Below are 24527 nucleotides of genomic sequence, written 5' to 3'. Positions count from 1 at the left end.
TTTTTTCAGTTTTACTCTTTCATTTTTGGTGATTTTGTATTAAAATAGCCATAGATAGAGAGGGAAAGACAGAAGATAAGCATACACATAAGTGAGAAGGGATTGAACGGAATGATATCGAATCAGGTGTTACAGAATACGCTCGAGGGACTTAAAGAAATATCAAGGACGGAATTTTGTGTCATTGACACAGACGGCAAGGTACTTGCGTCTACCTTTTCTGATTTTGAGATCCAGCCGGCAGATATCCAGGCTTTTGTAGAATCCCAGGCGGACAGCCAGCTTGTCAAGGGATTTCAGTACTTTAAGGTCTGTGATGATTATCAGTTGGAATATGTCCTGGTAGCCCACGGAGATGATGAGGATACTTATATGGTAGGCAAGCTTGCAGCCTTCCAGATCCAGAATCTGATCGTTGCGTACAAGGAGCGTTTTGACAAAGACAGCTTTATCAAGAATCTTCTTCTTGATAATCTTCTTCTGGTGGATATTTACAACAGAGCGAAGAAGCTTCATATTGAAGCAGATGTCCGTCGTGTAGTTATGATCCTGGAACTGAACCAGGAGAAAGATCACAGCTCTGTAGAGAGCGTGAAAAGCCTTTTTGGCGGAAAGAGCAGAGATTTTATCACTGCTGTTGATGAGAAGAGCATCATTATAGTCAAGGAACTGGAAGAGGGAGAGGGCTATCCGGAGATGGATAAGCTGGCTCATACGATTATGGATACTCTGGATCTGAATAAAGACGGTGAGGATGTCCACATGGCATACGGTACCATTGTCAATGAGTTGAAAGAAGTTTCACGTTCCTACAAGGAAGCGCGTATGGCCCTTGATGTAGGTAAGATCTTCTTCGGAGACAGGGAAGTTATCGCATACAGCTCACTTGGAATCGGACGCCTGATCTATCAGCTGCCTATTCCTCTGTGTAAGATGTTTATCCGCGAGATCTTTGACAACAAATCTCCGGATGATTTCGATGAGGAGACACTTGTCACCATCGATAAATTCTTTGAGAACAGTCTGAACGTATCTGAAACTTCACGTCAGCTGTATATCCACAGAAATACGCTGGTATATCGTCTGGATAAACTCCAGAAGAGTACAGGCCTTGATTTGAGAGTGTTTGAGGATGCCATTACATTTAAGATCGCGCTGATGGTTGTTCGATATATGAAATATATGGAAACCTTAGAGTATTAATAGCATTCGGAATGCAAGATGATAGTTTGCTATATTAAGGTAACATATTAGAACTTTTAAACTGCCGCTTATTCCTTCCCGGAATAGGCGGCAGTTTTTGTATGAGCGTTTTTCATCATGGAATATTGTGTAAATGTCCCTCCTGTTTGGAAGCATTCACGAAGTGTGTTACTGAGAACGGAGTGAGCAGTAACGAATTCACATGAACTTCACAGATAACATCCATGACTCTATTGTAATTTTGGTATTTTTACGTTAAAATAAATAATTTGAAGAGGGCTGTTGATTACTGTTCACTGGTAATATTCCGCGGAGCGCATTAATGAGAATGGAGTGAACAGTAACAGTTGTAGGGCCCGGGAAATTTATTCTTGCATTTAAACAGAAAATATATTACAATAATGTTACAAAAAAATTAAGAAAATTATGCTTTTATAATATAGAGGAGGATATATATGATCGATCTTGTAGATGTGAGCAAATCTTACGGCCCGGGTCTTCCGGCTGTGAATCATGCGAACTTACATGTTGACAAAGGGGAATTCGTATTTGTAGTAGGAAGCAGTGGCTCCGGTAAATCCACACTGATCAAGCTTCTGATGAAAGAACTGGATTCTACCAGCGGAACGATCACAGTCAGCGGGGAACGTCTGGAGAAGATGAAACACAGACGCGTTGCCAAGTATCGCAGAAAGCTTGGGGTAGTATTTCAGGATTTCCGTCTTTTAAAAGACCGTAATGTATATGAGAATGTAGCATTTGCGCAGCGTGTTATAGGAAGACCTACCCGTGTGATACGCAAACGTGTGCCGGAGGTTCTCCAGGAGGTAGGACTTGCAGGAAAGTATAAGGCATACCCGGATGAGCTTTCCGGTGGTGAGCAGCAGAGAGTTGCTCTTGCCAGAGCACTGGTAAACCGCCCAGACATCCTTCTGGCAGATGAGCCGACCGGAAACCTGGATCCGAAAACCTCTGAAGAGATCATGGCTCTGATGGAGCAGATCAATGACAGAGGAACCACAGTTCTGGTAGTTACCCACAATAAGGACATCGTCAATGCCATGCGCAAGCGAGTAGTCACCATGCACAACGGCAAGATCATCAGCGATGAGAAAGAGGGAGGATATCATGAGGCCTAGTACGATCTGGTATACCCTGAAGCAGGGCTTTAAGAATATAAAAAGAAACTGGATGTTTTCCCTGGCATGTATCATCACGATGGCAGCCTGCATTTTTCTGGTAGGCATTTTCTATTCCATCGTGAACAACGTCGGTAATATTGCCCATAAGGTGGAAGAAGAAGTACCGATCACAGTATTCTTTGATGAGGGCACTTCAGAGGAAGAGATCCAGGCGATCGGCGATGCTATTCAGTCCAGGCCGGAAGTGGCCAGGATGGACTATCAGTCCGCAGATCAGGCATGGGAAGAATACAAACAGAAATATTTTGGAGATGAAGATGCGGCAGATGGATTTAAAGATGATAACCCTCTTGCCAATTCATCCAATTATCAGGTATATCTTAATGATATTACCAAGCAGACAGAACTGGTGAATTATATCCAGGGACTGGAACATGTCCGGAAGGTAAATCAGTCTGAACAGGCATCCAGGACACTTGGTTCCATTAACAAGCTGGTTTCTTATGTGTCGATTGCCGTGATCGCAATCCTTTTGATCATTTCCATATTCCTGATCAGCAATACAGTATCTATGGGTATTTCTGTCCGCAAGGAAGAAATCGGAATTATGAAATACATAGGAGCTACAGATGCTTTTGTACGACTGCCATTCCTTCTGGAAGGTATGATCCTCGGTGTGATCGGTGCGGCGATACCGCTGATCTGCCTGTTTTTCCTGTATAATTCCGCTGTAGAGTTTATTCTGACAAAATTCAATGTATTGACAGGAATCGTGGATTTCATTCCAATCTGGCAGATTTATGAGGGTCTGGTTCCTATGGGACTTGGACTTGGTGTGGGAATCGGTCTTTTGGGAAGCTTTTTCACAACAAGAAAACATCTCAGAGTATAACCAAATAGCAGAGAATCTTATGTATCCGCATGATGTGTGATCATAAGATATACAGCGGCTGTCGGAATATCGGCAGCCGTTTTCGGTATATAAAAACCGGACGGCGCACAGAGGAGTACAGAAAATCTGTGATCTTATCGGCTTTACCGGCTGTGCAGAAGAAAGGAAAAATATGAAAAATAAAGAATTCAAAAAAGGTATAGCCATTGGAGTGGCAGCAACGCTGGTTGTGACAGGCGCTGTTTTTACCAGCTATCAGAAAGTACTGTTTCCGAAAGGCAATGCGCTTTCCGATGTGAAAACGGTTCAGAAGCTGAATTACCTGGAAGAACTGATCGATGAAGAATATCTGGATGAAAAAGACGAAAGCAGCCTGCGTGAGGGGCTTTATGTTGGCCTGCTTGCCGGCCTGAAGGATCCGTACTCCACCTATTACACAGCAGAACAGTATAAAGAGCTGAATACTTCCAATGAAGGCTCCTACGTAGGGATCGGTGCCGTTCTTCAGAAGGATGACACCGGAGGGGCAAAGATCATACAGCTTTATGAGGGTGGCCCTGGAGAACAGGCGGGACTGAAAAAGGGAGATGTGATCAAGGCAGTAGATGGAGCTGATGTTACAGACAAAGAAACTTCCGATATTGCTGCCATGGTCCGTGACAGTGAGAAAGATTCCGTAATGCTGACCATACAGCGGGAAAACGAAGAGAAAACCCGGGATGTCAAAGTGGAGATCCGGGATGTGGAGATCCAGACGGTTTCCCATGAGATGCTTTCCGGAGACACCGGCTATATCCGGATCTCCGAATTTTCTGAGGTGACCAGCGATCAGTATAAAAAAGCATTTGCAGATCTGAAGGAACAGGGAATGAAGAAGCTGGTTGTGGATCTCCGTGATAATCCGGGCGGTCTTCTTACTGCAGTCTGCGGCGTGCTACGCCAGATTCTTCCGGAAGGACTGATCGTCTATACAGAGGACAAAAATGGAAAAAGGGAAGAGGAGACCTGCGACGGAAAAAATGAACTGGACATGCCGCTGGCTGTTCTGGTAAACGGAAACAGTGCCAGTGCATCGGAGATCTTTGCGGGGGCGGTAAAGGACTACGGGATTGGAACGATTGTAGGAACAACTACCTATGGGAAGGGCGTGGTGCAGACCATCCAGCCTCTTACCGATGGCAGTGCGGTAAAGATCACCATCGCAAAATATTTTACGCCAAAGGGCAATGATATCAACAAAAAAGGAATCACTCCGGATGTGGAAGCAGAGCTTTCCGGAGACATCACAGACTGGACAGAACTTACACATAAAGAAGACGCGCAACTTCAGACAGCCCTGAAAGAGATAGGACAGAGCTGACGCGTTCGGAGGGGAGAAAAAATGATAACTTTACAATTATTGCAGCAGATCGTCGTATTTTTTCTGATGATGTCCTGTGGATTTACAGTGGTAAAATGCGGACTTATCGATGCAAAAAGCAGCAGGACACTTTCAGTCATCTGTATCTACATCATCATGCCCTGTGTAATGATCAATGCTTTTCAGATCGAATATTCCAGAAGCATCCGGAATGGCTTCCTTCTGGCAGTGGCAGCAGCCATCCTGATCCATATTTTTCTTCTGGTATTTGTACAGATCATCGGCAAGCCACTGAAATTAAGTGTGGTAGAAAAAGAATCCATCATCTATTCCAATTCCGGAAATCTGGTGATCCCTCTTGTAACGGTAGTCCTTGGGGAAAAATGGGTGATCTATGCCAGTGCTTTCCTGAGTGTGCAAATGATCCTGATGTGGACCCACGGACAGTCGCTGATGGAGGCGAAGGCCGGCATCAACTGGAAAAAAATCCTCTGCAACATCAATCTGATCGCTATTATCCTTGGAATCGTTCTGTTCTTCACGCAGATCAGACTGCCGGTGATCCTTGGAAACACCATGAGCCAGATTTCAGCCACCCTGGGACCTGTATGTATGATCATGCTTGGAATGACCATGACGGAGGTAAAATGGAAAGATATTTTCAGTCATTCCAGGATCTATCTGATCACAATCTTGAAAATGGTGGTGACTCCGCTGCTCATACTGTTGTTTTTGAAGTATCTGCCCTTGGCTTCAATGGTAAAGGATGGAAAAACCATTCTGCTTATCAGTCTGATGGCAGTGATCACACCGTCGGCAACAACGGTTGTACAGCTGGCACAGCTCTACGATCAGGACCCGATCTATGCCAGCACCATCAATGTAATGACAACGCTGGTAAGTATCATAACCATGCCACTGATGGTCATGTTGTATCTTGCCTGAGCATCTCAGGGAATCGTTACGGATAACTTTGTGTCAGGCAACATGCTTTGCGGATATTACCTGTGAACAGTGATCGGAAATCCTGCCCTCATAATTGTAAAAACAAAATAAAAGTGATAGAATCAAATCATATGAGGGCAGAAGAACTATATCTGCTCATAGTGAAAAACATAGCACAGGATCATCAAAACAGGAGGATAGCATAAATGGAACGACATGCTTTTGCAATGAAAGTAAAAGAAGGAAAAATGAACGATTACCGTAAGACCTTAGGCGAAATCTGGCCGGAGCTTACCGCATATCTGGATCGCAACGGCATTCATAATTTCAGCATCTGGAATGCTGCAGACCTGATCTTCGGATATTATGAAAATGCAGACGGAGCTGTGATCTCTCCAAAAGAGGAGAAAGTAAAAGCAGCACTGACTGAAAAAATCCAGGATACATTTACCTGGATCTCCACTCCTGGAAAAGACATGCGTCTGATGTATCATAATTTTGGTGTTGTGAGAGAAAACAAAGAGCTGATCCGCCACAGAATGTTCATGACAAAATTAAAAGACGGCTGTGAGGAAGAATACAAGGCTCGTCATGACGGACTTGTAGCACAGAGAGGCGATACAATAGATCCGGGCCCGGACAGTAACTTCAGCATCTGGAGCTCAGGCGGATATATTTTTGGATACGATGAGATCGACACCACCATGGAAGTGGAAGAAACACCGGAAGCAAGAGAGGCGACCATCGCATGGGAGACACGTCAGCTGGGGATCATGGACTGGATCACCAACGATGTGGACTGGATGACAAAAGAAGTACATCCGTCCAGTGTACGTCTTGCATGGCATAATTAAAAAAATGGGGAAATAAAAAGGAAGGAGGCCGGGGCTTTGTTTGGAGGTAGCCCCGGCAGTATGAAAAAGAAAAAAGTGTTATCAAAGGTAGTACCCTTTGCACATCTAATAATATACTCACATTTTGTGGTCATTCTGTGACGTCATTCTGAAAAAAGTATGAACAAAAAAGAAAAATTAGCTGAACTGAAATCTTAACAATTCTTAAAATTCCCATATTTAGTTGAAACCATACGCCCCGACTGTTATACTGTGAGTAACAGAAAACATCAGGAAAAAATACGTTTTCTTCCTGAGATCAATAAAATAATGAGGCGTGAATTTATGAAACGTTTTTGGAAATATGTAACAGGGGTTGTACCTGCGTACGGGCTTTTTCCCCTTGTTTTTTCATTTGTATTTAACTGTCTTGTATATTCCGGTTCAAGGGCAATTGCAGGCGGTTGGTACCATCACAACATAGAAAGTAGTCTTGACCTGCGGCTCCCGTTTGTGCCGCAGTTTTTAATTGTCTATTTCGGATGTTATATATTCTGGGCAGTGAATTATATTCTTGCGGCAAGGCAGGAGAAGGAACAGGTTTACCGTTTTTTTACCGCAGATCTTATATCCCGCTGCGTGTGCCTGATCATATTTCTGGCATACCCCACCACCAACACAAGACCGGTGATCGAGGGGAGCGGTTTCTGGGATCTGCTGGCAGGATGGCTTTATTCCATTGATGCGGCGGATAACCTGTTTCCATCCATTCACTGCCTGGTAAGCTGGTTCTGTTTCCTGGGAATCAAAGACCAGAAAAGAATTCCGGCATGGTATAAAGGAGTATCTTTTGTGCTGGCAGTTCTGGTTTTTCTGTCCACCCTTTTTACCAAGCAGCATGTTCTGGTGGATGTGGCCGGTGGCGTGATCCTGGCACAGATATGTTTTATGCTGGGACAGAAAACGGAGATCTGGCATATTTATGAACGGGTCGGAAGTAAAATTGAGAAGAAGATCAACAGATATATAGAAGGTGCCAAGAGATGAAAAGCAGAAAAAAGATCATATTTAACGGAGTATTCCTGGCGGTCGTTTTTGCCCTGACCATCTACGGCGTTTTTCACGGAGAAGATCTGTCTTCCATGATGGATGCCATACACAGGGCTGACAAACGGTGGCTGATTCCGGGAATTGCACTGGTAGCGTTTTTTATCTGGGGAGAATCCATCATCATCTGGTACATGATGAGATCCAGTGGAATCCAGCTGAAAAAGAGAACCTGTTTTCTGTTCTCTTCCGTGGGATTTTTTTTCAGCTGTATCACACCGTCCGCCAGTGGCGGACAGCCCATGCAGATCTACTACATGAAAAAAGAAAAGATTTCCATTCCGGTGTCAACGGTAATTCTGATGATCGTAACCATCACCTATAAACTGGTACTTGTGGTGATCGGTATTGGAATCGCAATTTTCGGAAGGGGATTTCTCCATAAATATCTGGAAGGGATCCTGCCGGTGTTTTACCTGGGACTGGCACTGAATATTTTCTGCGTTACATTTATGACCATCCTGGTGTTCCATCCACTTCTGGCAAAAGCGATCATGGTAAAGGGAATGAAACTTCTGGAACGACTTCATCTGGTGAAGAAAAAAGATGGGCGTCTGAAAAAACTGGAAGATTCCATGGATACTTACCGAAATACTGCGGCATATCTGAAGAATAATCCTTTTGTGATCGTTAAAGTTATTGGAATCACTTTTATCCAGCGTATGGCACTGTTTGCGGTGACCTGGTTTGTATATCAGGCTTTTGGACTTCACGGCACCGGATTCTGGGAGATCCTTTTTCTCCAGGCCGTGATCTCGGTATCTGTGGATATGCTGCCGCTTCCGGGAGGAATGGGAATCAGTGAGACGCTGTTCCTTAATATTTTCAGCCCGGTGTTCGGGGGACTGCTGCTTCCGGGAATGGTACTTAGCAGAGGGCTTGGATATTATGGGGAGCTTCTGATCAGTGCGGCGTTTACAGTGGTGGCCCAGCTGACTATTGGAAAAAAGTAATTGAAAGAGAAAAATGAGGTGTGCAAATGATAGGATTTTATGATTACACGGTAATAATGACTTACATAAGCGTAGTGTCTTCCATGATCGGAATCTTCTGCGCTGTGACGGACCATATTTCAGCAGCAGTGTGCTGTCTGGCATTTTCCGGGTTGTGTGATATGTTTGACGGAAAGATTGCGCGAACCAAGAAGAACAGAACGGAGGAAGAGAAGTGCTTCGGGATCCAGATCGATTCTCTTGCGGATATTGTCTGTTTCGGAATCCTTCCCATTGTGCTGGGATTTAAGCTTGGCATGTATCATATTTACGGAATTGCCATTCTTCTGTTCTACGGTCTTGCAGGCCTGATCCGTCTGGCATATTTCAATGTTATGGAAGAAAAACGCCAGAATGAAACCTCCGAAAACCGGAAATATTATCAGGGACTTCCCATCACATCCATGTCCGTGATCCTGCCACTTCTGTTTGTGGTTTCCCTGCTTTTTCCGGAGTATAAATGGTTTGTGGTGCTCCTCCATATCACAATGCTGGCAGTAGGACTTCTGTTTATCCTGGATTTTAAATTCCGTAAGCCAACCAACCGGGAGCTGGTGATCATCGTTGCGGTAGTTGCAGTGGCAGTCCTTCTGGTTCTTTTCTATAATGAGGGATGGTGGAAATTCAATTATCTCTATAAACTTTCCATGGAAAGAGGCGGTAATTTATGATCCGGACGGCAGACCGAAAGGGAAACATTAAAAAGGAAGATTCTTTTCAGAATAATTTGCTGGAAAAAATCTACGGTTCTGTGGCCGGGCGTATGATGATCCGGCCGCTGGTTACCCCGGCTGTTTCCACGGTTGTGGGAAAGCTTCTGGATTCCAGGATTTCGGCAGCAGCAGTGGAACCGTTTATCCGGCTCAATCATCTGGATATGAGTGATTATGAAACGCGGAAATATATTTCCTACAATGATTTTTTCAAGAGAAAGATCCGGGAGGGTGCCCGCAGGATCGATATGGAACCTGGGCATTTTATCAGTCCCTGTGACTGCCGGGCCAGTGTATATCCTGTGGATGAAAAAGCCTGTCTTCATATCAAACAGACCCGATATACAGTGGAGGAACTTTTAAGGAACCCTTCCCTTGGGAAAAGATATCAGGGTGGCTATGTGTGGGTACTTCGTCTCTGTGTCCAGGATTATCACAGATATATTTATCCGGACAATGCAGCAGAGTCCCGGCGTATCAGAATCCCCGGGATTCTGCATACAGTCAACCCTGTGGCAAATGATGCCTATCCTATCTATAAAGAAAACAGCCGGGAATATTCCCTTCTGAAAACAGAAAATTTCCGCACGATGTTGATGATGGAAGTAGGCGCTCTCTTTGTGGGGAAGATCGAAAACCGGCCAAGAAGGGCATCTGTGAAACGTGGAGAGGAAAAAGGCAATTTTGCTTTCGGTGGTTCCACCATTGTGCTGATCACCGAAAAAAATGCGGTAAAGCCGGATGAAGATATTTTAAACAATTCCCGTGAAGGAATTGAAACAAGAGTATTCATGGGAGAAAAGATCGGAGAATCCTTTTAGAGGGTTCTCCTTTTTTGCGGATAAAATTAAAAAAATGAAATTACGTTCACACACACAACACAAACCTGTGATATATTATGAGCAGTAGCAAAGCGGAATGGAAATATCCGCTTTAGAATGAACCGGAAGTAAAAGCTCAGCTTTTTGTAAAGAGGGATGATACAGAGCATTTCGGGCTGTCAGCAGCTGTCCGGAACAGCGACTGAGAAACGGAGGAAGATAGAATGGATGCATTAAAAATTCTTGTAGTAGATGACGAGAGCAGAATGAGAAAACTGGTAAAGGATTTTCTCACCAAAAAGAATTTCCAGGTACTGGAAGCCGGTGACGGTGAGGAGGCCATGGATATTTTTTATAAAGAAAAGGACATTGCGCTTCTGATCCTGGATGTGATGATGCCGAAGATGGATGGCTGGGAAGTATGTCGTGAGATCCGCAAAAATTCCAAGGTTCCCATCATTATGCTGACAGCAAGAGGAGATGAGCGTGATGAGCTTCTGGGATTTGAACTCGGGGTGGACGAATATATCTCCAAACCCTTCAGCCCCAAGATCCTTGTAGCACGTGTAGAAGCCATTCTTCGAAGAACGGGACAGAGCAACCCGGATGAGATACTTTCAGCAGGTGGGATTGTCATTGACAAGGCAGCGCATCAGGCAACGGTAGATGATAAACCGATGGATCTGAGCTTCAAGGAATTTGAGCTTCTGACTTATTTCCTGGAGAATGAGGGAATCGCTCTTTCCAGAGAAAAGATCCTGAATTCTGTGTGGAATTATGATTATTTCGGAGATGCCAGAACCATTGATACTCATGTCAAAAAACTGAGAAGTAAAATGGGCGATAAGGGCGAGTATATCAAGACAGTCTGGGGGATGGGCTATAAGTTTGAGGTAGGAGAATGAAAAAACCGAAGGAAAAAATAAAAAAGATCCACAGTCTCCGCCATCAGATCACAGCATACTTTATCGGTCTGCTGTTTTTATCCATTCTGACTATTACCGTGATCAACGGAGCCTTTCTTGAAAAATATTATGTGACAAAAAAGATCGATGTACTTCTGAATCTCCGAACAACTCTGGAAAATACAGATATTGACAAGATGATGAACAGCAATAGCTCGAAAGGTATGGAGAGTATTCCCGATGAGATCCAGAGAGCCTGCTCCAGAAACAATCTTTCCTGGGTTATCATTGACAGCAGCAATACCAGCTGGCTTTCCTGGGGCGAAAATGAAAAAATGCTTCAGAGCAAGCTGTTCGGATATGTCTATGATCTGGATGAGGACGGAGATAAGAGCCGGACCTTGAAGCAGGGTGACAATTATACCATCCAGCAGTCGCATGACCGTTTTGCGGGAATGGATTATGTGGAATGCTGGGGACAGCTGGATGAGGAACATTATTTTATCATAAGGACACCCCTTGAGAGCATCCGGGAGAGCGCTGATATTTCCAATAAGTTTTACTTTGCGGTAGGTCTGATGATCATAATCTTAAGTGGTCTGGTCATTATGGTCGTGACCAGGAGGATCACCCGTCCCATCAGTGAGCTTACGGAACTTTCCAGAAAAATGTCAGATCTGGATTTTGAGGCAAAATACGAGAGCAAGGTCGGCAATGAGATCGATGTTCTGGGAGATAATTTCAACCGGATGTCCTCACAGCTGGAGACTACCATCAGTGAACTGAAATCTGCAAATAATGAACTGCAGCGTGACATTGAGGACAAGATCAAGATCGACAAGATGCGAAAGGAATTTCTGGATAACGTGTCCCATGAACTGAAAACTCCCATTGCCCTGATCCAGGGCTATGCAGAAGGCTTAAAAGAAAATATTTCTGATGATCCTGAGAGCAGAGAGTTCTATTGCGATGTCATTATGGATGAAGCCTCCAAGATGAATAAACTGGTAAAAAATCTTCTTACGCTGAATCAGCTGGAATCTGGTAAAGACGCAGTTGTGATGGAGAGGTTTGACATCGTATCCCTGATCCGGGGTGTGCTCCAGACCATGAATATCATGATCGGACAGAAAGAGGCAAACGTGATCTTTGAGGCGGAGAAGCCGGTTTATGTATGGGCCGATGAGTTTAAGATCGAAGAGGTTGTGACAAACTATGTAAGCAATGCCCTGAATCATCTGGATGGTGAGAAAGAGATCGAGATCAAACTTCAGGATGAGGATAACCGTGTGAAGATCAGTGTATTTAACACAGGAACTCCGATCCCTGAGGCAGATGTGCCAAATCTCTGGAATAAATTTTATAAAGTTGATAAAGCGAGAACCAGGGAATACGGTGGAAGCGGTATCGGTCTGTCCATTGTAAAAGCTATCATGGAAAGCATGAACCAGGAATACGGCGTGCAGAACTTTGACAATGGGGTGGAATTCTGGTTTACCCTGGATCGGAAATAATGAAACTTTAGTGTGATAATGCGAAAAAACGGGCGGCAGCAGAGAAAAGTCTTTGCAACCGCCTGTTTTTGCGTTATACTAAATCAATGTAAATCGAAGGTGAGAGAGGAATATCGAGATACAAAAGAGCAGGAGGAAGCATTATTATGATAGGAATCATTGACTACGATGCAGGAAACATAAAAAGTGTGGAAAAAGCACTTCAGTATCTGGGACAGGAGACTGTCGTCTCAAGAGATCCCCAGGTGCTTCTGAAAGCAGATAAAGTAATTCTTCCAGGTGTTGGAAGTTTTGGCGATGCTATGGAGAATCTCAATAAGTACGGACTTGTTCCGGTAATACATGAGATCGTGGAAAAAGGAACTCCGTTTCTTGGAATCTGTCTTGGACTGCAGCTGCTTTTTGAGAGCAGTGGTGAGACTCAGGGAGTGGAAGGCCTTGGAATCCTGAAGGGAAAGATCTTACGGATCCCGCCAAGCCCGGGACTGAAGATCCCGCATATGGGATGGAATTCCCTGCATCTTCAGAACAGCGGAAGATTATTTAAAGATATTCCAGAAAACACATACGTTTACTTTGTACATTCCTATTATCTTCAGGCAGAAGATGAAGAGATCGTGAAAGCCACCACGCAGTACAGTACATGTATTCACGCATCTGTGGAGAAGGGGAATGTATTTGCATGCCAGTTCCACCCGGAAAAAAGCAGCCGGTGGGGCTTGAAGATCCTTGAGAATTTTGCGGCACTTGAGGCAGGCACCGGAAAGGAGGCATAATCATGTTTACAAAAAGAATCATTCCATGTCTGGATGTAAATAAAGGACGTGTAGTAAAAGGCGTGAATTTTGTTGATCTTAAGGATGCCGGAGATCCGGTGGAAATTGCCAAAGCTTATGACGCAGCCGGTGCGGACGAGCTTGTTTTTCTTGATATCACGGCTTCCTGTGAAGAGCGTGATACGGTGGTAGATATGGTAAGAGCTGTTGCTGCCAATGTATTTATCCCCTTTACCGTAGGTGGAGGAATCCGTACTGTGGATGATTTCCGGAAACTTCTCCGTGAAGGTGCAGATAAGATCTCTGTAAATTCCGCAGCCATCGACCGCCCGGAGCTGATCCATGAGGCTGCACAGAAATTCGGAAGCCAGTGTGTGGTAGTTGCCATTGATGCCAAGAGAAGGCCGGATGGCGGCTGGAATATCTACAAACATGGCGGAAGACTGGATACCGGTATCGATGCTCTTACATGGGCAAAGAAGGTGGAAGAACTTGGCGCAGGTGAGATCCTTCTTACCAGCATGGACTGTGACGGAACCAAGGCAGGATATGATATTGAACTTACAAGAGCTGTTGCAGATGCGGTTTCCATTCCGGTGATCGCTTCCGGTGGTGCCGGAACTCTGGAGCATTTTTATGATGCACTGACTGAAGGCGGAGCAGACGCGGCACTGGCAGCATCTCTGTTCCACTACAAAGAACTGGAGATCCGGGAAGTGAAGGATTACCTTGCGGAAAAAGGAATTTCCGTGAGAAGATAAGTTGGATGAGAGGTGAAGGATATGGCTCCTATAGCGGGAGACTGGCAGGAGGCGCTGAAAGGTGAGTTTCACCAGCCTTACTATGCCAAACTTTATAAAACCGTGATGACAGAATACAGAACAAGAAAGATTTTTCCGCCTCCGGAAGATCTGTTCAATGCGTTTCATTTTACGCCGCTGCATCAGGTGAAGGTTGTGATCCTGGGACAGGACCCCTATCACAATGACGGACAGGCCCACGGGCTTTGTTTTTCCGTAAAAAAAGGTGTGGAAACACCGCCATCCCTGGTGAATATTTATAAAGAACTTGAGGATGATATGGGATGTTACATCCCAAACAACGGTAATCTGGAAAAATGGGCAAAGCAGGGCGTGCTTCTTTTGAACACAGTGCTGACTGTACGTGCACATCAGGCCAATTCCCACAGAGGGATCGGCTGGGAACAGTTTACCGATGCGGCCATCCGGATCCTGGACCAGGAGGATCGCCCGATCGTGTTTCTTCTCTGGGGGCGGCCTGCTCAGATGAAGGCATCCATGCTTCATAATCCGAAGCATCTGATCCTGGAAGCACCACATCCAAGTCCCCTTTCTGCCTACCGGGGATTTTTCGGATGCAAGCATTTCAGCAAGGCTAATGAATTTTTGAAAGCCAATGGGGTAGAACCTGTTGACTGGCAGATTGAGAATATTTAAGTTAAGGAAAGTAAAATGGGTAAAAAAAATGATAACACACTTGTGAAAAACGCATCTTTTCTTATGGTTGCGGCGCTGATCTCCAAGATCATCGGAATGCTGTACAAGAGTCCGCTTTCAACTACACTGGGAAGTCAGAGCTTTGCACTTTTCCAGTTTGCACAGAATGTATATTTTATTCTGCTGATGATCGCGTCCTTCAGTATTCCTCAGGCTGTATCCAAGATCATGGCGGAGAAGATCGCTTTTCACAGATATAAGGATGCACAGAAGGTATTTTACGGTGCATTGATCTATGCGGCAGTTGCCGGCGGTATCGTGGCGCTGATCTGTGTATTTGGTGCAGGAATCCTGGTTCCGGACAGTATGGCTAACGCCCGTCTGGCACTGCAGATGCTTGCGCCCACAATTTTCATGTCCGGTCTCTGCGGTGTATTCCGTGGATATTTCCAGGCATACCGCAATATGATGCCTACATCGATCTCGCAGATCATTGAGCAGATCTTTGTGGCAACCTTTGCGCTTCTGATGTCACATGTATTTATCCAGCATTTTTCCGCAACAGGAGATATGGATCTGGTCCATCGCTGGGGTGCGGCAGGTGCTACCATGGGTACCGGAGCAGGTGTGGCTTCTGCGCTGATCTTTATGCTGATCGTTTATGGGGTAAACCGTAAGATCATCCGGAAAAGGATCGTCAATGACCGCCATTCTATAAATGAGAGTATGGGTCATGTAATGAGTAATATCGTGCTCATCATCATGCCGATCATTCTCAGTGCTTTTATTTATAATGTAAACGGATATATCAACAGTTATATGTATTCCGGTATCATGGATATCAAGGGTGCTGCCAAGGACGTGATCCAGACCTTGTATTCCGAGTACGGATATTATATGACGCTGATCAATATCCCGCTTACCCTGGCAAGTACAGCACCGACATCTATGATCCCTGAGGTTTCCGCACATTATGCAATGCACGATATTGAAGGTGCAAATATGAAGACAGACCGTGCCACATGGATCAGTATGCTGATATCCATTCCGGCGGCAGTAGGTCTTGCAGTTCTTTCCGGACCGATCACGAGACTGATCTTCCCGGGAACCAATGGCGTAGGCGGACAGCTTCTGATCCTGGGAGGAATCACCATTATCCTGAATGGCAACTCCAATATCACCAACGGTGTACTTCAGGGAATCGGCAAGCCGAAGCTCCCGATGATCCATGCAGCCATTGCACTGGTGGCAGATGTGATAGCCATGGCCCTGCTTCTGGTATTTACCAATCTTGGTGTTTATACCATTGTCATCGCCCAGATCGTTTATGCAGTTGTGATGTGTCTTCTCAATGACCGTTCCATCAAGAAATATATGGGCTATAAGAATCCGTGGAGAAGTGCTTATTTAAGCCCGTTCCTGGCATCTATCCCGATGGGAGTTGTTGCGGGAGTGGTGTATTACGGATTGTATGCACTGATCCATTCCAATGTGATCTGTCTTGGTATTTCCGTGATGCTGGCAGCAGGTGTATACTTTATTGTATATCTGTTTGTAAGCAAGCCCGGTGAAGATGAGCTGGGTATGATGCCTGGTGGAAGATATATGAAGAAGCTGGCGAGAATGATGAAGATCATCTGATCTGTAAGTCCGATCAGTAAACGGCAATACAGTTATTCGGTGCAGAACTCAAAGTGAACATAGCTAGCACAGGAAAAAATACTCACAGATTTGTTCCGGCAGATTTCCAGCCGGAGGATCTGTGAGTATTTTTTCATTATATCAGATTTCAGGGAATGCAGACTTTCGAAGAAAAGTTTCTTTTCAGTCTTTTCTCTGTGAAAATAGTCTTATGATCTCCAGAGTAACGTTCACAGCGGCATCCATTCCTTCTGCTGTAATGTGCTCATAAGGCCCGTGATAGGCATGTCCGCCGGTTCCGAGATTCGGGCAGGGCAGTCCCATAAAGCTTAACTGTGCACCGTCTGTGCCGCCGCGGATAGGCAGGATCAGCGGTGTGACACCGCAACTGTGGCAGGCTTCTTCTGCCAGAGATATCAGCCATGGGCAGGTATCGATGATCTCTTTCATATTGCGATACTGCTGGGTGATGGTAAGAGTTACGGTACCTTCCCCCCATTTTTCATTGAGGATCTCCGTGATATGTGTGAGCGTTTTCTGACGGATCTCAAAAGAAGCGGCATCGTGATCCCGGACAATATACTGAAGCTCAGCCTGGGAAACATCTCCTTTCATGGAGCACAGATGGAAAAATCCTTCGTAATCATCTGTATTCCTGGGAGTATCTGCCGCCGGAAGCATGGAGTTAAATTCCATGGCAACGAGGGCTGCGTTGATCATGGTATTTTTGGAAGAACCGGGATGTACATTAACGCCCTGGAAGGTTACTTTTGCACTGCAGGCGTTAAAGTTTTCGTACTGGATCTCGCCTTCCGTATCACCGTCTAGGGTATATGCATAATCCGCACCGAATTTTTTTACATCAAAGTGTGCCGGTCCCATGCCGATCTCTTCATCCGGAGTAAAAGCAACGCAGAGAGGTCCGTGAGGTATTTTTTCCGTAAGGATATGCTCCAGCGCAGTGAGGATCTCTGCAATGCCGGCCTTGTCGTCTGCGCCTAGGATCGTGGTTCCGTCTGAGGTGATCAGGGTACGCCCGGCAAGTGAAGCAAGATGGGGGAACATTTCCGGGGAAAGAGTTCTGCCGCTTGTGCCGAGAGGAAGCTCTTTTCCATCGTAATCTTCTGTGACCACCGGTGTGACTGCATGGTCGCAGAAATCGGAAACCGTATCCATATGAGCGATAAAGCCCAGTGCTTTGCAGTGCTCCAGACCTTCTGTAGCAGGAAGATGTGCATAAACGTAACAGTGTTCATCCAGAGACACATCAGAGATCCCAAGGCCTTTCAGTTCCTCCACAAGAAGCCGGGCCAGGTCAAACTGGCACTGGGAAGAGGGGGAAGAAGAGCTTTCTTCATTGCTGGGTGTGGATATTTTTACATAGGATAGAAGTCGTTGGTATGCTTTCATAGAAGAATATTCCTTTCTGAAAAATTCCTTCCGGAACAGACGGCAGCTGTATTTATGGAATCCGCCTGTTTTTACGGAGATAATAACAGTATAACACACAATACCTGCATATTTATGTAAAAAATCTCCCACGATGTGAAAACCTGTGCTATAATCTGTGAGATAATAAAAAACAGGAGGATTTGAGAGTGGAAAAAAGAATCATACAGGTCGAAGAAAAAGTACCTGCAAAGATGCTGATACCGTTAAGTATCCAGCATATGTTCGCCATGTTCGGAGCATCCGTACTGGTGCCATTCCTTTTTGGTATCAGTCCGGCTATTGTGCTTCTGATGAATGGTGTGGGAACACTCCTTTTTATTTTCATCACAAAAGGAAAGGCACCGGCTTATTTGGGCTCCAGTTTTGCCTTCCTTTCACCGGCTCTTCTGGTGATCAGCAAGTATGGATATGAGTATGCCCTTGGTGGTTTCGTTGTTCTGGGTATTGCTGGTATGTGCGTGGCATTGATCGTCCGCCAGTGCGGAACAGACTGGATCGATATCGTGCTTCCTACAGCGGCAATGGGACCGGTAGTGGCACTGATCGGTCTGGAGCTTGCGGGAAATGCAGCAAGTACGGCAGGACTTCTGGACGAGAAGGTAGATCCGAAGAATGTGATCGTATTTCTGGTCACACTTGGAGTTGCGGTATTCGGGCAGATCCTGTTCCGGGGCTTCCTTTCTGTTATTCCGATCCTGATCGCGATCATTGTGGGATATGTGGCAGCAGGTGTATGCGGGCTTCTGGATTTTACACAGGTAAGGGAAGCGGCATTTTTGGCTCTTCCCAACTTTACATCTCCGAAATTTAATTTTGAGGCCATTATGACGATCTTTCCGGCATTGCTTCTGGTAACCTCCGAGCATATCGGCCATCAGATCGTAACCGGAAAGATCGTTGGAAGAAATCTTCTGAAAGATCCGGGTCTCCACAGATCCCTGTTTGCAGATTTCTTCTCTACCACAGTTTCCGGATGCCTTGGTTCTGTGCCGACAACTACTTACGGTGAGAACATCGGTGTCATGGCAGTGACAAAGGTTTACAGTGTACAGGTGATCGGTGGTGCGGCAGTGCTTTCTATCTGCTGTTCCTTCCTTGGTAAACTGGCAGCTCTGATCAGTACCATTCCCGGTCCGGTGATCGGTGGGATTTCCTTCCTTCTTTACGGAATGATCGGAACCTCCGGCCTTCGTATGCTGGTTGACAATCACGTGGATTACAGCAAGTCCAGAAATCTGACGCTGACAAGCGTTGTCTTTGTTGTAGGTCTTTCCGGAATTGCCCTGAAGCTTGGAAATGTTGAGCTTACCGGTATGGTGCTGGCATGTGTGGTTGCCATGGCATTAAGCCTTGTATTCTATATTCTGGACAAACTGAAGCTGACCAACGATCAGTGACAGGAAATATATTGCATAAAAAGCAGATGAAGAGGGAAATCTTTTTATCTGCTTTTTTGCATTCAGAGAGGAAAAAGAAATCATGTATGGGAAGTTTTTTGTCGGATTTTCAGAGATCCTGTCAACAAAAAAACAGAAGGATTTTCAAGTATCTTATTGACAATCATTCCGTTTTATAATACTATGTAATACAGAAAACACGAACAAAGGTTCGAATTAAAGGAAACCTGATTAGAAAGAGAATAAAGAATAGGAGATTACATAATGATCAGTGAAGAGAAGCAGAAGGCGCTGGAAGCGGCTCTTGGAAATATTGAGAAACAGTTCGGTAAAGGCTCTGTCATGAAGCTTGGAGATTCCAGTTCCCATATGCAGGTGGAGGCAGTTCCCACAGGATGCTTAAGCCTGGATATCGCCCTTGGTGTAGGGGGTGTTCCCAAGGGACGTATCGTGGAGATCTACGGACCGGAGTCCAGTGGTAAGACAACGGTAGCTTTACATATGGTCGCTGAAGTGCAGAAGAGAGGCGGAATCGCAGGATTTATCGATGCGGAGCATGCTCTTGATCCTGTTTATGCCAAGAGTATAGGTGTTGATATCGACAACCTTTATATTTCACAGCCGGATAACGGAGAGCAGGCGCTGGAGATCACAGAGACTATGGTACGTTCCGGTGCAGTGGATATCGTGATCGTGGACTCTGTTGCAGCCCTGGTCCCCAAGGCTGAGATTGAAGGAGATATGGGAGACAGCCATGTAGGTCTGCAGGCCCGTCTGATGTCACAGGCACTCCGTAAACTGACGGCTGTTATCAGCAAGTCCAACTGCGTGGTGATCTTTATCAACCAGCTTCGTGAGAAGGTTGGAGTGATGTTTGGCAATCCGGAAACTACAACCGGTGGACGTGCGCTGAAATTCTATGCATCTGTCCGTATGGATGTACGCCGTGTGGAAACATTGAAGCAGGGTGGTGAGATGGTTGGAAACCACACCCGTGTGAAAGTAGTTAAGAACAAGGTGGCTCCGCCATTTAAGCAGGCAGAGTTTGATATCATGTTCGGAACCGGTATTTCCAGAGAGGGAGATATCCTGGATCTGGCTGCAGAATGCTCCATCGTAAACAAAAGCGGAGCCTGGTATGCATATGAAGGGGATAAGATCGGACAGGGACGTGAGAATGCCAAATTATTCCTGAGAGAGCATCCGGAGATCCGCGATGAGATCGAGAAGAAGGTTCGTGTACATTATCATCTGGATCCGGCAGATGAGACAGCAGAAGCAGCAGTACAGGCAGAAGATACAGAGAAGGAAGAGTAATCCATGCTGGATCTGGAAGAACGAAACCGTGCAAGAAAGAAAGCCATGCGGCTTCTGGAACATATGGACCGCACAGAGAAAGGCCTGACGGATAAACTCCGTCAGGCTGAATTTTCACCGGAGGCAGTAGAAGATGCCATTGCTTATGTGAAGTCCTATGGGTATATCAACGATGCCCGTTATGCCAGAACCTATATCTCCTTCCGCATGGAAACCAGGAGCCGTCAGAAGATCCTCTCGGAACTTCAGTTAAAGGGTGTGGACCGTCAGATTGCCCTGGATGCCTGGAATGAGATGGAAGAGCTTATGGAACCGGACGAGCGGGAGGTATTACGCAGGACGATCGAGAAGAAATATGCGCCGGACACAGAGCTTGATGAAGGACAGATGCGAAGGCTGTATGGATATCTGGCCAGACGAGCGTTCCGGTATGAGGATATTTCCCATACCCTGGAAGAAATGAACATCCGGGTGAACCGTGATATGGAATGACTCTGCGGAGAAAAAGAGCCAGTTTATATATGCTAACCAAAATCTGCTTTTTCATGAGAAAAACTTGACATAAATGTGAAAAACAGCTAAACTTGTATTGTTGTATTTGTACAATGAAAACTAAATAAGGAGGTGCTCCTGTGGCAGGCACAATTATCGGTGTTATTGTCGCTGTGGTAGTCACGCTACTTATTGCAGTTCCTGTTACTTGCAAGGTTGCTGTTGACAAGAAAGTACGCAAGGATGCGGAAATCATAGGTACAGCAGAGGATAAGGCAAGGAATATTCTTGATGAAGCATTGAAAGCAGCAGAGACCAAGAAACGTGAAACTTTACTTGAAGTAAAGGAAGAATCTCTGCGAACTAAAAATGAACTGGAAAGGGAAACCAAGGAACGGAGAAACGAGCTGCAGAGATACGAGAAGCGAGTTTTGTCAAAAGAGGAATCTGTTGACAAAAAAGCCAATGCAGTGGAGAAGCGTGAGCTGGAATGTACAGCGAAATTTAACGAGTTACAAGAAAAAGAAAAACGAGTAAATGAACTTGAGGAAAAAGGAGTACAGGAACTGGAACGAGTTTCAGGTCTTACCTCCGAACAGGCAAAAGAAGAATTACTGAAATCTGTAGAAGATGACGTAAAGGTGGATGTTGCAAGACTCTATAAAGAGCTTGAGAACAGAGCAAAGGAAGATGCCAATAAGAAAGCCAGGGAATATGTAGTCAATGCCATTCAGAAATGTGCAGTGGATCATGTTTCCGAGACAACGATTTCTGTGGTACAGCTTCCAAGTGATGAAATGAAGGGAAGGATCATCGGTCGTGAAGGCCGTAACATCCGTACACTTGAGACACTTACCGGTGTGGATCTGATCATTGATGATACACCGGAGGCAGTGGTACTCTCCGCATTTGATCCGATCAGGAGAGAGATCGCCAGAGTGGCTCTTGAGAAACTGATCGTGGATGGACGTATCCATCCGGCAAGAATTGAAGAGATGGTAGAGAAAGCCCAGAAAGAAGTGGAAGCACAGATCCGGGAAGATGGTGAGAATGCTGCCATGGATGTAGGGGTACATGGAATCCATCCGGAACTTCTGAAGCTTCTTGGACGTATGAAATTCCGTTCAAGCTATGGACAGAATGCTCTGAGACATTCAATTGAGGTTGCACAGCTTTCCGGACTTCTTGCAGGAGAAGTTGGTGTGGATGTGCGTATGGCCAAGCGTGCCGGACTTCTTCATGACATTGGTAAATCCATTGACCATGAGGTAGAAGGTTCTCATATTCAGATCGGTGTGGATCTCTGCAAGAAATACAAGGAGTCCCCGATCGTTATCAACACGGTTGCGTCTCATCATGGTGATGTGGAGCCGGAATCTCTGATCGCGTGTATTGTACAGGCTGCTGATGCAATTTCCGCAGCAAGACCTGGAGCAAGACGTGAGACCCTGGAAACCTATACTAATCGTCTGAAACAGCTTGAGGATATCACCAATGAATTCAAAGGTGTAGAGAAATCTTTTGCTATTCAGGCAGGAAGAGAAATTCGTGTTATGGTCGTGCCGGATCATGTAAGTGATGCAGATATGGTTCTCCTTGCAAGAGATATTGCAAAGCAGATCGAGGCAGAGCTTGAGTATCCTGGACAGATCAAAGTTAATGTGATCCGTGAAAGCAGAGCGGTTGACTACGCAAAATAAGCTTTCAATGGAAGAAAGTTCTGGAAATATCAAAGGTCGGACAGCTTTTTAGCTGGCCGGCCTTTTTGTCATGTGGAAAAACGGTCATATTACCGGAAAAACAGGCGTAAACTGGTACAGGGTGAGTAAATGGAGAGTAAGACAGAGAACCGGAAGTGGAAAAATGCCGGACGTTTTCCGGCGGAGCTTCTTTTTATGACCGGATTTTTTGCGGGAAATGTGTTGCCAAATCTGATCTGGAAAATGGAGTGGAAACAGAAAACCCTGGCTTCTTTTTATCTGATCCGCAGCTTTGCAGGAAAAGATATTTCCGGCGGAGCTTATTTCCTGGAAGTGCTGCGACGAAGAGGAGGTTTTTTTCTTCTGTTGTTTTTATGCGGATTTACAATATTCGGAGTGCCTTTGACGGTCGCATATATGCTGTTTTTGGGAATGGAGACAGGAATGATCCTGGCATTATCGGTTCTGGAATTTGGTATTTATGGCGGTGTGGCCGGCGCCGGACTTCTGATGCCGCAGTATCTGGTCTATATTCCGGCGTATTTTTATCTTGCAGGTATCGTATACAGACAATCATATGGGATCTGGAAAAATTATGGACTTGTGCCGCAGAAAACAGGGGCTTATTTTCGGCAGGGGATCACAGTTTTTCTGCTGTATACAGGAGGAATCCTCTCAGAAAGTTTTCTGAATCCCTGGGTCGTAGAAAAAGTTATAAAGGGCCTGAAATTTTTTTGAGGAAAATTTCCACAATATCTAGTGATGGTTTCCATAAAATCTGCGATATTTGGTGGTTTGTGCCGGAAAGTGTTGAAATTGTGCGGTTTTACGATGAAAAACTGTTTGATTTTATGTAAAATTCACAGTATAATTCAGTCATAAACGAGTATGATTTTAGAGAAACGGGATGCAGAGAAATGGATATAGAGATACGGGAATTTATTACATATTTACATAATAGAAAAAGAACGTCACATAATACAGAAGTATCTTACCAGAGAGACCTGAAGAAGATGGCAGTGTATTTTGCAGATCGTGGGATTTATGATATCCGAGATGTAGGAGAACTGGAGCTGGAAGGCTATCTCAGCTATATGGAGAGAGGACAGTTCGCTTCCTCAACGATCTCCAGAAATGTAGCATCTATCCGTGCCTTGTTTCAGTATCTTTATCAGGAGAACAGGATCGAGAGGGATCCGTCTCTGGAACTGAAGCCGCCCAAGGTTGAGAAGCGGATGCCGGAGATCCTTACTGTGGATGAGGTAGACCGCCTTTTGAAACAGCCGGATCTGAATACACCGAAGGGAATCCGGGACAGTGCCATGCTGGAGCTTTTGTATGCTACAGGAATGCGCGTCAGTGAACTTTTGCGGCTGAATCTGGAGGATCTCAATCTGCGGCTTGGTTATGTAGTCTGTCACGATGAGGATAAGGAACGGGTGATCCCGATAGGAAATGTATGCAAAACAGCCATGGAGAAATATCTGAAGGAAGCCCGTGGAAAATTTGTGAAAGAAAATGAGACGGAGAGTCTTTTTACCAACTGTTCAGGAAAATCCATGAGCAGACAGGGATTCTGGAAAGTTCTGAAGGGATATGCAGAGGAAGCCGGGATTCAGCATGATATCACGCCGCATACACTGAGACATTCTTTTGCCGCACATATGCTGCAGAATGGAGCGGACGTGAAGAGTGTGCAGGAAATGCTTGGACATTCGGATATTTCCACCACACAGGTCTATCTGAATTTTGGCGTTGCGAAAATGCGAGACGTATATATGAAAGCACATCCGAGGCATTGATCTGTAAGAAATAATATAAAAAACGCGTTCAAAAAAGAACCGGCAGCTTCCAAAATGGGAGAATGC

The 24527-nt window shown here is 45.2% G+C and carries 23 protein-coding genes; 22 read left to right on the top strand and 1 reads right to left on the bottom strand.

The window, feature by feature from the left end; translation table 11 throughout:
• The first annotated feature begins 111 nt into the window (after nt 1-111).
• The 16 genes from GPK58_RS01635 to GPK58_RS01560 all read left to right on the top strand — a co-directional run bounded on the left by GPK58_RS01635 (nt 112) and on the right by GPK58_RS01560 (nt 16301).
• Nucleotides 112-1203 (top strand): PucR family transcriptional regulator, encoded by a 1092-nt coding sequence (locus GPK58_RS01635; RefSeq protein ID WP_015526970.1) that lies wholly within the window; start codon nt 112-114, stop codon nt 1201-1203.
• 455 nt (nt 1204-1658) lie between these two features.
• Nucleotides 1659-2342 carry a cell division ATP-binding protein FtsE gene (gene ftsE, locus GPK58_RS01630; RefSeq protein ID WP_015526972.1) on the top strand — a complete coding sequence of 228 codons (684 nt, stop codon included), beginning with the start codon at nt 1659-1661 and terminating at the stop codon, nt 2340-2342.
• A complete protein-coding gene (gene ftsX, locus GPK58_RS01625; RefSeq protein ID WP_015526973.1) occupies nt 2332-3237 on the top strand; it encodes a permease-like cell division protein FtsX in 906 nt (301 codons plus the stop codon). The genes ftsE and ftsX overlap by 11 nt, the downstream gene beginning before the upstream one ends.
• 172 nt (nt 3238-3409) lie before the next feature.
• Nucleotides 3410-4597: a S41 family peptidase gene (locus tag GPK58_RS01620; RefSeq protein ID WP_110102528.1), complete on the top strand. Its 1188-nt coding sequence runs from the start codon at nt 3410-3412 to the stop codon at nt 4595-4597.
• A gap of 21 nt (nt 4598-4618) precedes the next feature.
• The gene (locus GPK58_RS01615; protein WP_215638095.1) at nt 4619-5542 is read left to right on the top strand and encodes an AEC family transporter; all 924 of its coding nucleotides are present in this window, start codon (nt 4619-4621) and stop codon (nt 5540-5542) included.
• 206 nt (nt 5543-5748) lie between these two features.
• A complete protein-coding gene (locus GPK58_RS01610) occupies nt 5749-6396 on the top strand; it encodes an L-rhamnose mutarotase (RefSeq protein WP_173772454.1) in 648 nt (215 codons plus the stop codon).
• A 324-nt stretch (nt 6397-6720) separates the two neighbouring features.
• Nucleotides 6721-7422, top strand: a complete 702-nt coding sequence (locus GPK58_RS01605; RefSeq protein ID WP_021976892.1) for a phosphatase PAP2 family protein — start codon at nt 6721-6723, stop codon at nt 7420-7422.
• Entirely contained in the window at nt 7419-8435 is a 1017-nt protein-coding gene (locus tag GPK58_RS01600; RefSeq protein WP_021976891.1) for a lysylphosphatidylglycerol synthase transmembrane domain-containing protein, read from the top strand. The genes GPK58_RS01605 and GPK58_RS01600 overlap by 4 nt, the downstream gene beginning before the upstream one ends.
• A gap of 26 nt (nt 8436-8461) precedes the next feature.
• Complete coding sequence (locus tag GPK58_RS01595; RefSeq protein WP_021976890.1) at nt 8462-9145, top strand: CDP-alcohol phosphatidyltransferase family protein; 684 nt, start codon at nt 8462-8464, stop codon at nt 9143-9145.
• Complete coding sequence (locus tag GPK58_RS01590) at nt 9142-10008, top strand: phosphatidylserine decarboxylase (RefSeq protein WP_215638094.1); 867 nt, start codon at nt 9142-9144, stop codon at nt 10006-10008. Before GPK58_RS01595 ends, GPK58_RS01590 begins: the two co-directional genes overlap by 4 nt.
• A 224-nt stretch (nt 10009-10232) precedes the next feature.
• Nucleotides 10233-10913, top strand: coding sequence for a response regulator transcription factor (locus tag GPK58_RS01585; protein WP_015526981.1), 681 nt, complete (start codon nt 10233-10235; stop codon nt 10911-10913).
• Nucleotides 10910-12427, top strand: a complete 1518-nt coding sequence (locus GPK58_RS01580; RefSeq protein ID WP_215638093.1) for a sensor histidine kinase — start codon at nt 10910-10912, stop codon at nt 12425-12427. The genes GPK58_RS01585 and GPK58_RS01580 overlap by 4 nt, the downstream gene beginning before the upstream one ends.
• Nucleotides 12428-12573: 146 nt before the next feature.
• Nucleotides 12574-13203 (top strand): imidazole glycerol phosphate synthase subunit HisH, encoded by a 630-nt coding sequence (hisH, locus tag GPK58_RS01575; protein ID WP_215638092.1) that lies wholly within the window; start codon nt 12574-12576, stop codon nt 13201-13203.
• A 2-nt stretch (nt 13204-13205) separates the two neighbouring features.
• Complete coding sequence (hisF, locus tag GPK58_RS01570) at nt 13206-13964, top strand: imidazole glycerol phosphate synthase subunit HisF (protein WP_021976885.1); 759 nt, start codon at nt 13206-13208, stop codon at nt 13962-13964.
• Between the two features lie 21 nt (nt 13965-13985).
• Nucleotides 13986-14660, top strand: a complete 675-nt coding sequence (gene ung / locus GPK58_RS01565) for a uracil-DNA glycosylase (protein ID WP_118608592.1) — start codon at nt 13986-13988, stop codon at nt 14658-14660.
• Nucleotides 14661-14675: 15 nt separating this feature from the next.
• The gene (locus GPK58_RS01560; protein WP_092069576.1) at nt 14676-16301 is read left to right on the top strand and encodes a putative polysaccharide biosynthesis protein; all 1626 of its coding nucleotides are present in this window, start codon (nt 14676-14678) and stop codon (nt 16299-16301) included.
• 183 nt (nt 16302-16484) lie between these two features.
• Here the strand turns inward: GPK58_RS01560 and pepT are convergent, their stop codons facing one another.
• Nucleotides 16485-17711, bottom strand: coding sequence for a peptidase T (gene pepT, locus GPK58_RS01555; protein WP_092069665.1), 1227 nt, complete (start codon nt 17709-17711; stop codon nt 16485-16487).
• 188 nt (nt 17712-17899) lie between these two features.
• Between pepT and uraA the strand changes: the two genes are divergently transcribed.
• The 6 genes from uraA (at nt 17900) to xerD (ending at nt 24461) form a co-directional block, all read left to right on the top strand.
• Nucleotides 17900-19150, top strand: coding sequence for a uracil permease (uraA, locus tag GPK58_RS01550; RefSeq protein WP_215638091.1), 1251 nt, complete (start codon nt 17900-17902; stop codon nt 19148-19150).
• 264 nt (nt 19151-19414) lie between these two features.
• The gene (gene recA, locus GPK58_RS01545; RefSeq protein WP_015526986.1) at nt 19415-20467 is read left to right on the top strand and encodes a recombinase RecA; all 1053 of its coding nucleotides are present in this window, start codon (nt 19415-19417) and stop codon (nt 20465-20467) included.
• A gap of 3 nt (nt 20468-20470) precedes the next feature.
• The gene (locus GPK58_RS01540) at nt 20471-20959 is read left to right on the top strand and encodes a regulatory protein RecX (RefSeq protein WP_173722591.1); all 489 of its coding nucleotides are present in this window, start codon (nt 20471-20473) and stop codon (nt 20957-20959) included.
• A gap of 140 nt (nt 20960-21099) precedes the next feature.
• Nucleotides 21100-22659 (top strand): ribonuclease Y, encoded by a 1560-nt coding sequence (gene rny / locus GPK58_RS01535; RefSeq protein ID WP_021650814.1) that lies wholly within the window; start codon nt 21100-21102, stop codon nt 22657-22659.
• A gap of 129 nt (nt 22660-22788) precedes the next feature.
• Nucleotides 22789-23397 carry a stage II sporulation protein M gene (locus tag GPK58_RS01530; protein ID WP_118608589.1) on the top strand — a complete coding sequence of 203 codons (609 nt, stop codon included), beginning with the start codon at nt 22789-22791 and terminating at the stop codon, nt 23395-23397.
• A gap of 179 nt (nt 23398-23576) precedes the next feature.
• On the top strand, nt 23577-24461 hold the full coding sequence (gene xerD / locus GPK58_RS01525) for a site-specific tyrosine recombinase XerD (RefSeq protein ID WP_015526990.1): 885 nt from the start codon (nt 23577-23579) through the stop codon (nt 24459-24461).
• The last annotated feature ends 66 nt before the right edge of the window (nt 24462-24527 follow it).

Source organism: Blautia sp. MCC270 (genome assembly GCF_018785605.1).
Taxonomy (GTDB): Bacteria; Bacillota; Clostridia; order Lachnospirales; family Lachnospiraceae; genus Blautia_A; species Blautia_A fusiformis.
Note: the sequence above shows the minus strand (reverse complement) of the source record. Positions and strands in the feature narration are given on the sequence as shown.